8 protein-coding genes are annotated in these 9922 nt (G+C 36.3%); 1 reads left to right on the top strand and 7 read right to left on the bottom strand.

The window, feature by feature from the left end:
* Positions 1-393: 393 nt before the first annotated feature.
* The 4 genes from AC2YJL_RS24250 to AC2YJL_RS24235 form a co-directional block, all read right to left on the bottom strand.
* Positions 394-1170, bottom strand: coding sequence for an enoyl-CoA hydratase-related protein (locus tag AC2YJL_RS24250; RefSeq protein ID WP_098366831.1), 777 nt, complete (start codon positions 1168-1170; stop codon positions 394-396).
* Between the two features lie 38 nt (positions 1171-1208).
* Positions 1209-2738 carry a fatty acid--CoA ligase family protein gene (locus AC2YJL_RS24245; protein WP_230931759.1) on the bottom strand — a complete coding sequence of 510 codons (1530 nt, stop codon included), beginning with the start codon at positions 2736-2738 and terminating at the stop codon, positions 1209-1211.
* Positions 2739-2907: 169 nt separating this feature from the next.
* On the bottom strand, positions 2908-3897 hold the full coding sequence (gene lplA, locus AC2YJL_RS24240) for a lipoate--protein ligase (RefSeq protein WP_013055339.1): 990 nt from the start codon (positions 3895-3897) through the stop codon (positions 2908-2910).
* Between the two features lie 15 nt (positions 3898-3912).
* Positions 3913-4644 carry an MBL fold metallo-hydrolase gene (locus AC2YJL_RS24235; RefSeq protein ID WP_251569031.1) on the bottom strand — a complete coding sequence of 244 codons (732 nt, stop codon included), beginning with the start codon at positions 4642-4644 and terminating at the stop codon, positions 3913-3915.
* Between the two features lie 229 nt (positions 4645-4873).
* On the opposite strand from AC2YJL_RS24235, the gene yhfH reads away from it, so the two are divergent.
* Positions 4874-5005, top strand: coding sequence for a protein YhfH (gene yhfH / locus AC2YJL_RS24230; protein WP_013055337.1), 132 nt, complete (start codon positions 4874-4876; stop codon positions 5003-5005).
* Positions 5006-5044: 39 nt separating this feature from the next.
* On the opposite strand, the gene AC2YJL_RS24225 is transcribed toward yhfH, so the two are convergent.
* From AC2YJL_RS24225 to AC2YJL_RS24215, 3 genes are all read right to left on the bottom strand, one after another.
* Positions 5045-6628, bottom strand: a complete 1584-nt coding sequence (locus tag AC2YJL_RS24225; protein WP_025751390.1) for a response regulator — start codon at positions 6626-6628, stop codon at positions 5045-5047.
* Positions 6606-8426: a cache domain-containing sensor histidine kinase gene (locus tag AC2YJL_RS24220; protein WP_195695435.1), complete on the bottom strand. Its 1821-nt coding sequence runs from the start codon at positions 8424-8426 to the stop codon at positions 6606-6608. The genes AC2YJL_RS24225 and AC2YJL_RS24220 overlap by 23 nt, the downstream gene beginning before the upstream one ends.
* A 149-nt stretch (positions 8427-8575) precedes the next feature.
* Complete coding sequence (locus AC2YJL_RS24215; protein WP_251569032.1) at positions 8576-9865, bottom strand: ABC transporter substrate-binding protein; 1290 nt, start codon at positions 9863-9865, stop codon at positions 8576-8578.
* Positions 9866-9922: the final 57 nt, after the last annotated feature.

Here is a 9922-nt window from a genome sequence, read left to right as displayed (position 1 = left end):
TTTAAAAATAAAATTTAACGTTGACGTTTGTCGCTTTGTTCAGTTTTCAAAGTTCAACCGCCGCTCTTAAGCGACTTTATAATCTTATCAAGTTTTCAACGTAATGTCAACAACTTTTTAAAATTATTTTTTTAGCTTCGTTGTTAACAGTATGTCTCAACGACGCTTTATAATAATAAAATATATTTTAACTAAAGTCAACGGTTTTTAAAGAAAAAATTAAAAACTATTATTTATAGACTTGAACAATGACTACTGCACCGCCTTATAGTAAATATTATAGGCAAAAGCCAGCTGTAACTTTGCCTTCTTTGTTCCTGCGTTTTTACATATTCTTTTTTATTATTCTTATAGAAGAAAATAAAAAAGAGCTGTCCATTAGACAGCCCTTTCTTATTTCCCTTTAAAACTAGGTCTTCTTTTCTCAGCAAATGCTTGAAGCGCCTCTAGACGATCTTCTGTCGGAATCGTTAACTCATATGCTTTTCGTTCAATTTGCAAACCAGTCTGCAAATCGGCCTTCATTCCTTCTTTGATAGCAAATTTTGCTTGCTGAAGCGCAATTGGCCCATTTTTCAATAAAAGAGAGATAAAAATATCTATTGTTTCTTCTATTTCATATCCGGGAGCCACCTTCGTTACTAGACCACATTCTTTCGCTTCTGATGCTGAGAGACGCTGAGCTGTTAAAATTAGTTCCATTGCTTTTGCTTCTCCAACTAACCGAGGGAGACGCTGTGTTCCTCCTGCGCCTGGTATAATCGCTAAGCTTGTTTCCGTTAAACCCATAAGCGCTTCGGTTGAAGCAATCCGGAAATCACATGCTAAAGCCAGCTCCATTCCTCCTCCAAATGCATATCCATTGATGATTGCTATCGTTGGCTGAGGAAGCTGCTCTATCTTCGAAAACACTTCTCCTATTTTGTAAATATTGCGCTTTACCTCTTGATCAGAGAGGGTTTTACGTTCTTTTAAATCGGCCCCTACACTAAAAGACTTTTCACCTGCTCCTTTAAACGTCACAACTCGAATATCTTTTTGAGTACGAATTCCTTCAATTACTTCTTCCAATTCTTTAAGCATATCGTAATTAAAAGCATTCATCGCTTCCGGACGGTTCAGTATCACATGGGCGACATGTCCCTTCATTTCATAAGAAATAGATGACATTCTTTTACCACCTCCAAATTGGAATCGCTTTCATTTTATCACTCCTGGGATACTTGTTGCTTCAGTGCACGCCGTAAAATTTTTCCCGTTGTATTTTTAGGAAGTTCTTTTAAAAATTCAATTTCACTTGGCACTTTATATTTAGCAAGGTGCTCTTTGCAGTAGGCAATAAGCTTCTCTTCCGTTATCTCTTGATTATTGCAAACCACGTAACACTTCACACATTCACCTAAAGAAGGATCAGGGACTCCGATAACAGCCACTTCTACAATATCCCGATGCGCATATAGCACTTCTTCTACTTCGCGAGGATAAACATTATATCCTCCTACAATAATTAAATCTTTTTTACGGTCAACGATATAAAAATAACCTTCCTTATCCATTCTTGCTAAGTCACCTGTATACAGCCAACCATTTCGGAGAGCATATTCCGTGTCTTCTGGAAGCTTGTAATACCCTTTCATCACGTTAGGGCCTTTGACGATAAGTTCGCCGACTTGTCCTACTTCTACTTCTTCTCCTAGTTCGTTTACCACTTTATTTTCAACATTCATAATAGATGTGCCTATAGAACCGGCTTTTCTCTCTCGGTCAATCGGATTGAAACACGTCACAGGAGAAGCCTCAGATAATCCATACCCTTCTGCTACCATTACCCCAAACTTACGTTCAAAATTGGTTAGAAGTGCCACCGGCATTGATGCCCCGCCTGATATACAAAGCCTTACCGTGTGAAAGTGCTCTTTTTTCCCTTTGTCATGCTGAAGTAAGAAATTATACATTGTGGGAACGCCGGCAAAAATAGTCGCTTGTCGATTTTGAATTAATTCAAATATAGAAGATGGACTGAATTTTGGTTCAATTAATATCGTTCCTCCATTCATTAAAGGCGCATTCAATGAAACAGTTAAACAAAATACGTGAAACATCGGCAAAGCAGCTACGACTCGGTCATTCCCATTTATACTTAAATAATCTGCTACGTCTTGAGCATTTGAATAAATATTCTTATGTGTAAGCATAGCTCCTTTTGGTTTTCCAGTCGTTCCTGACGTATACAGAATGATGGCCACATCTTCTTCTTTTAACTCCAGAAAATCATATGTAGCTTCCCCTCTGTTTACAACTTGCGAAAACGTGTGAAAATAAGAAGGTATATTTTCCACTGTATCTGTCGTTTCACATAAGATAACGTGTTCCAAAAATGGAGTATTTCCAATGATTTTCTTTAAAATAGGGAAAAGTAAATCAACCGCAATAACTGCTTTTACATCTCCATCCTGAAGCATGTAGCTAATTTCATCCGCTGTGTAAATAGGATTAATGGGTATAACAGTAGCTCCTACTCGAAGAGCACCGTACAATCCAACAACAAAATGAGGAGAGTTGCCGACAATCAAAGCGATATGATCTCCTTTTTTTACACCTAATTGCTTCAGACCATTAGCAAACTTAGATACCGATGCATCAAGATTTGCATAAGATGTTTCCTGGTCCATAAAAACATATGCCGATTTTTGCGGAAATTGCTCAGCTGTTTTATGAAGCTGTGCTGACAAATTCATCTCATAACTTCCTCCTTTTAATAACGAATGAATGAACAACCATTCATTATTAAGTCATAATAATGTAAAAATTCTTACTTCTTCTATTCTATTATAATGTTACTGCTGTTCTATTGACAAGACTCATCTGTTTAAAAAGAAAAAAAGCCTGATATAGCAGACTTTTTTCTTAATAGATTAATTCAACAAACTCTTCTTTTGTAATATTACCAAAATAATGTGGAATATCGATATCTTCTAAGGCTTGTTCAATAGAAGCTTTTTCATAACGAACACCTGTTAATTTTTCCTGCACTTCCTGGACATCCCCCACTCCAAAGAAATCTCCGTAAATGGTGCAAGCATCGATTTTTCCTTTATTCACTTCTAAACGAACGTCAATTTGTCCCACAGGAAAGCGGTGAGAGTGCTGTAAGTTAAATTTAGGTGATTTTCCATAGTTCCAATCCCATGACTGATAGCGCTCTTTAGAAATTTGATGAATCGTTTCCCAATCTTTTTCCGTTAGTTTATATTCTGTTATATTTTCTTCTCCGTCAAAGATATATCGAAGCAGCATTTCTCTAAATTCTTCCACCGTTACTTTCTGTTCTAAAAATTCGCTGATATTTGCTACTCTATTTCGAATAGACTTAATGCCTTTGGATTCAATTTTATCTTTTTTTACTTTTAACGCTGATACGACGTTTTCAATCTCTGAATCAAAAAGAAGAGTTCCATGGCTGAACATTCTCCCTTTCGTTGAAAACTGAGCATTTCCAGAAATTTTCCGTCCTTCGGCCATTAAATCATTTCGTCCGCTTAGCTCAGCATTAACTCCTAATTTCTTTAACGCTTCCACGACCGGCTCGGTAAACTTTTTAAAATTATGAAAGCTATTTCCATCGTCTTTCGTAATAAAGCTGAAGTTTAAATTTCCTTTATCATGATAAACGGCACCGCCTCCAGACAGACGTCTCACTACATGAATTTGCTGATCTTCAACATATTTTGTATTAATCTCCTCAATGGTGTTCTGGTTTTTCCCAATAATAATAGAAGGTTCATTAATATAAAACAGCAGATATGTCTCATTAATGTCTAGATGCTTGAGCGCATACTCTTCAATTGCTAAGTTAATTCGGGGATCATAGTTTTTTTGATTATCAATAAATAACATTCATTTTCCTCCTTGTTATTCCCATACATATCCTGATTCAGCTAACGTAAGCGTACCTCTATAATGAGCAGCGGCTTCCTCTACTAGCTGTTGATAGTCTCCATAGTGCGGAAGGTGAGTAAGCATGAGGTGTTTGACACTTGCTTTTGAAGCAAGTGTACCGGCTTCTGTACTTGTCATGTGTCCAGCGCCTCTTCCATCTTGATTGGCATAAAAATTACATTCACAAATAAGAAGATCTGCTTCTTCTGAGAAGGAAACAAACTCTTCTAAATAACTAGAGTCCGCTGTGTACACGACAGTTTGATTGCCGGCGCTTATTCTCATGGCATAACAAACGACTGGATGTTTCGTTTTCATAAATTCGATGGTAAAAGGCCCAACTTCAAGTTTTTGACTCGGATCATACTCTACCCCTTTAGTAATTCCTTTATGAGTAAGTTTGTTGAAGCTTTCCTGATCATATGTATGTCCGTAAATAGAAAGTTCCTTAACAGCGTTACCTAGATGAGTCTGAATGAGGCGTGCATATTGAAATACTCCGACATCAGCCACGTGATCATGATGATAATGAGATAAAATCATAGCATCTATTTCTTCTGGCTTTGCATATTTTTGCAGCTGAGCCAATGCACCGCTTCCGCAGTCGACAAGCAGCTTAAAACCATCGTGCTCCACTAAATAGCTAGAAGTAGCCTCTGAAACAGCTGGATATCCTCCCCAAAAACCAATAACAGTTACTTTCATTTTAATCACCCTTTCGTACTATTTTTATTACGTTCAGTATACCCTACTTTTTTTTGAAAACTAACTGAAAGGCACTCGTTTCGGCCATTTTATCAAAATAACTCATTGTTATATAACAAATAACCACTTAGAATAGCAAAATAGGCTAAATTGTTATAAAACATAATTGACATTTTATCATCTGTTATAATACAATGTTAGTAACAAAAAACAACGGAGGGGATTTAAAATGTTAGAAAAAATGACTGAATTTTTCAAAAGATTACCCAATAAAAAGTGCGTAGAATGCGGAAACGACATCGAGGAACAGCATGAGTGCTATGGAAATAAATGCGATCACTGTCTAGATATCATGAAATAAAAAAAGCTGAAACTGTTATAAAACAGTTTCAGCTTTTTTTTATACGGTCAAACTGCGATACTCGTTTGGCGTAATGCCTTCTACTTTTTTAAACACTTTTCGAAAGTATTTATCATCATGATATCCAATCATATTCGCAATTTCATAGATTTTTAGTTCTTCATTTAGTAAAAGGGATTTGGCTTTATTCATTCTGACTTTCACCATATAATCTGAAATGTTTTCTTGAAATTCTTGCTTAAACTTCCTCGAAATGTATTCACGGCTTAAATAGAAACGTTCCGATATCTCTTGAAGCTTCACATCTCGATGAAAATTTTGCTGCAAATATTGTTCGATCTCATAAATAACGTCGCGATTGTTTTGCTTGCTATACCTTTTTACTACTTTTAAAAAGCGCTTTACTTCACGCTTCTTTCTCTCTACATACTTTGCTAGCTGAAACTGCCCATCCTGGTTATAGAAAAAAGAAAGGACATATTCAGGGCCGTTATTTATCGTATAAGGAATGTGATACCTTTTTAACCAATGCTGGCTTAACAGCTGATATTCCTGCTCAAAATGCAGAATTTGCTTTAATGAGAGATAATTTTGCGCTTCAAAAGCTGTGATAATTTCGTTGAATACCGGCAAAAAGGCTTCAAACTTCCCGACTTGCAGCGCTTCTTCAATTTTACTGTTATAATCCATCATATTTATTAATAAAGCACTTGCTAAAACGTCTTGCTCGCCGTAGACCTTCACTTTATTTTGATCAAGAACATTGCTTAATAAAAGCGAATTTTTCGCATCTTCATAGGATTTCATTAGCTGATCAATAGAAGAAACTTTGCACCCTCTTGCAATCCGACAGCTCACGTCTAACGTACGGCGAATGGCTGTATGTAAAGTCGTCAGCAAAGAGGTTATGCGTTCAAAATCATTCCAAAATATAATGATAATTTCCCACTTATTTGATAAATAACGGAAGGCTACCCCATTTTCTTCTGCCATCAGCATTTCATTGATTACATTTAAAATTGAAAAATAGGCTAAATCCCGGTCACCGCCAAAAGAACGAATGATAGATTCATCTACACGTACAATTCCCACTTCATATTCTCTAGTCAGATGGAAACCAAACTCTTCATAGATTGATTGATTTAGCAAATAATTGTTCATTAACTGCGTCAGTTTTCGATCTCGATAAATCGGCTTCATTTCATTGATTAAACGATAGCTGCTATTATGGACTTTTCTGGACTCTTCTTCTTTCTTCCATTGGGTTACAGCTCGTACAAGCGTATCGTTTAAAATCGAAGGATCTACTGGCTTTAGAATATAATCCGTACTTCCAAAATGAATAGCTTTACGCATATAGTGGTAGTCATCATACCCTGTTACCACAATCGTTTTGCTAGAAGGCGAATTCTCTTTAATCCACTCCAACAAAGCGATTCCATCGATATTAGGCATCTTCATATCAGTAAAAATGATTTCCGGTCCGTGATCCTCGATAAGCGCAATCGCTTGCTCACCGCTATCAGCTTCTATCACATCTGTAATTTCATGCTCTTCCCACTGTCCAAGCAGCTTTATTCCTTCTCTTACATGCTCTTCATCATCCACGATTAATACTTTCATCACTATCCCTCTTTTCTTCAATTGTTGTTAGCTTTATGACAACGGTAAAATCGTGATTTTCTTGACTGCTAATTTGCATTGAAGCATGATCTCCATAGTAGATGCGAAGTCGTTCATAAATGTTTTGCAACCCAATATGCTCATCTGTTTGATTATACGATTGCTGAAGTCTCATTTTTAATTGATTCAACTCTTGTTGCCCTATCCCTTTTCCGTTATCAGAAACAGTTAGAATCAGTTCTTCACCGCTCAACTCAGCTGAAATCAACAGCTTTCCGCTTCCTGTGCGGGTTTCAAATCCATGCTTAAAAGAATTCTCAACAAGAGGCTGCAAAATCATTTTCGGTATTCGCATAAGCTCTGCCTCTTTTTCGATATTTAACTCATACTCAAACTTTGAACCAAATCGCTGCTTTTGCAGACTTAAGAAAGCTTTTACGTGATCGACTTCTTGCTTTAAGCTAACGATATCCTCTTTCATATTCATGCTGTAACGCATAATGTGGGAAAGTGAGGTTAATAAAGAATATACTTCAACTGCTTTATGCTTAAGAGCAAGAGTTCCAATCGATTGAAATGCGTTGTATAAAAAATGCGGATTAATTTGTGACTGCAGCACTTTTAGCTGCGTTGATTTATTTTCTAATTCCAATCGAAATTTACGTTCAATCAAGTCATTAATTGTTTCTACCATAGAGGTAAAATGCCTTCCTAAAACACCAAATTCATCGTTTCCGAGCGACTTAAACCGCACCTCAAATGATCCTTTTTCCACTTCTTTCATATTGCGAATCAATACGTTAATCGGCTGTGTAAAACGTACTGATATAAAAAGCGTAGCGATAACGAGCATACACAGAAACGGCAGGCCAATTAATACATTCATAAGTGCTGTCTTTCTTGCATCCTCATATAAAACACTGTAAGGAATTCGTTTCACAATGTACAAGTCCTCAAAGGGCTGTTTAAGCTTTTCATACATTAATACGCCTGAGAAGCTTTTATCTTCCCATTCCATGCTATGGCCTTTTTGAGAAGTGAGCGCCTTCATCCACGCGTAGTTTTCATTTTTTCCAATAACCCTTGAATCAGAGGAATACAAAACCTTCCCTTTGTTGTTCATTAAATAAAAATCTTCTGACTCTTCATTATATAGACGCTGCGATATAGATTGGATTTGTGTCATATTAATGTCTAAAGATAGATAAGCTAACAACTTGTCTGATGGAATCTCATCAATCCGCTGATGAAAGCTAATAACTTGATTCGGAAGTGAATCAATTAACGTTGATAAATTATTGTAGCTATAAATTTCATGGGTGGGCTCAATCACAAGAAATTTATGATTTTTATTTAAATAAGAATAGTAAGGCTGAGTGTAAATGTTATCGTACTTCCCTCTGCTGCTCACTTTCGAATTATAAGCTGTATACGAGTCATGCCCGTTTTCAATGTAAAGATGGAGCTGTTCAATCTCTGGACGAGTATTATATAAATAAAGAAGAGTTCGTGATATTTCCAGCTGATTGGCTCCTAAGTCACTTGATACACCTTCATCTAACACCTTAATAAATGGGTGATAGCCGTACAGCCTTTTTGTAATATTAGCAATTTCATTTAAGTAATCGCTCAAATCATTGCTTCCGTTTTTAATAACTTGATAGTTGGTAGAAATAAATCGATTCTTAACCGTTTCTTTGGTGTACTGATACGTAAAAATCGTTGAAATTAAAAATGGAATAACTGTTGCGAATAAGAAAAACAAAATTAATTTCTTGCGTATGCTCCAGCCTTTCACAAATAACCTCCTTTGACTAATGTCATACATTATGACTATCATTATACATTAAAAGCGCTTTCAATTGACTATTATTTTTTCATAGCTATGAATCTAACCAACTATTTTTTCACATCAAAAAGTCCGCGTTTTCCACGCGGACTTTTTGTTTATTTTTTCATTTTTGCCCAAATTGTATCTAATTTCTTCATAAACTCTTCTTCCGTCATTTGCTTGCCTGCGTAAGACTGCATTGCTGCGCCGACTTCTTGAACCGTTCCTTCCGGATACTTAAACCAGTTCCAAGATAATGTTTTACCTTCTTCAGAATATTTTAAGATATCATCAGATAAAGAATCGATTCCTTTTCCATCGATGTTTTTGAACGCTGGAATGAACTTGAACTTTTCAACTAAGAATTTTTGACCCTCTTTAGAAGAAACCATCCAATTTAAGAATTCCTTCGCTGCTTTTTTATCTGCATCTGGCGCATTTTTGTTCACTACCCAGTTATTTGGAACTCCGATTGCTAGTTTATCATTTTTCTTTGCATCGTTGCTGATCGGCATTGGAATAAAGCCCATTTTCATGTCCGGATTAATTTTCGTAATCATATTTACCGTCCAGTTACCTTGTTGCATCATTGCTGTTTCACCAGAAGCAAATTGAGTAACTTGTGTATTGTAGTCTGTCGTTAGTGGATTTTTATTTCCATACTTTAACGTTAAATCGAACAGATTCATAAATTGTTTAAACGTTTCATTGCCTTCAAATTTTGCTTTTCCTTCGTTTAGACCTTTAATAAACGCATCTGGATCATCTTGCTGTGCCATTGGAATATTAAATAAGTGGTTACCTAGCACCCACCACTCGCCGTATCCATTAGAAAATGGCGTAATGCCTTTTGCTTTAAGCTTCTTAGAAGCTGCTTCTAATTCTGATAGCGTTTTAGGTAATTCTTTAACGCCTGCTTTTTCAAATAAATCTTTATTATAAATAAAACCATAACCTTCTAAGTTTAGCGGCTGACCATAAATTTTCCCGTCCATTGTCATCGGTTCTTTGGCGATATCATACAGATTATCTACCCAGGGCTGATCAGATAAATCTTCCAATTTATCCTTCCACGTTTGCGCTTCTTGGAACCCTCCATTGTTAAAGATATCAGGTTCATTTCCAGAGGCAAACTGTGCTTTTAATGCTGCACCATAGTCCGCGCCTCCACCGACTGTTTGGATGTTAAACTTTACGTTTGGATGTTCTTTTGTATATTCATCCGTTAATTCTTTCAGCTGATCTGCAATTTCCACTTTGAACTGGAACATATCAATAACAACTTGATCACCTGATACTGTTGATTTACTTGCTTTTGAATCCGTACCTGAGTTTGAACATGCTGTCGCAAATAAAAGTGATGTTGCTAACACGCCAGACATTATTGAAAGCCTTTTCATTTTCATTCGTTTTGCCCCCCTTGATATCTATCTCTCTTTATTTTACCGATTCTAGGACATTTG

The sequence above is a fragment of the Priestia sp. SRI_019 genome (genome assembly GCF_057586255.1).
The sequence above is the reverse complement of the archived record's forward strand: the minus strand, read 5'-3'. Positions and strand labels throughout refer to the sequence as shown.

Excerpts from the sequence above, each read along its gene's own strand:
- AC2YJL_RS24215 (WP_251569032.1), bottom strand. The coding sequence starts at position 9,865 with ATGAAAATGAAAAGGCTTTCAATAATGTCTGGCGTGTTAGCAACATCA.
- AC2YJL_RS24225 (WP_025751390.1), bottom strand. The coding sequence starts at position 6,628 with ATGAAAGTATTAATCGTGGATGATGAAGAGCATGTAAGAGAAGGAATA.
- yhfH (WP_013055337.1), top strand. The coding sequence starts at position 4,874 with ATGTTAGAAAAAATGACTGAATTTTTCAAAAGATTACCCAATAAAAAG.
- AC2YJL_RS24245 (WP_230931759.1), bottom strand. The coding sequence starts at position 2,738 with ATGAATTTGTCAGCACAGCTTCATAAAACAGCTGAGCAATTTCCGCAA.
- AC2YJL_RS24250 (WP_098366831.1), bottom strand. The coding sequence starts at position 1,170 with ATGTCATCTATTTCTTATGAAATGAAGGGACATGTCGCCCATGTGATA.
- AC2YJL_RS24235 (WP_251569031.1), bottom strand. The coding sequence starts at position 4,644 with ATGAAAGTAACTGTTATTGGTTTTTGGGGAGGATATCCAGCTGTTTCA.
- lplA (WP_013055339.1), bottom strand. The coding sequence starts at position 3,897 with ATGTTATTTATTGATAATCAAAAAAACTATGATCCCCGAATTAACTTA.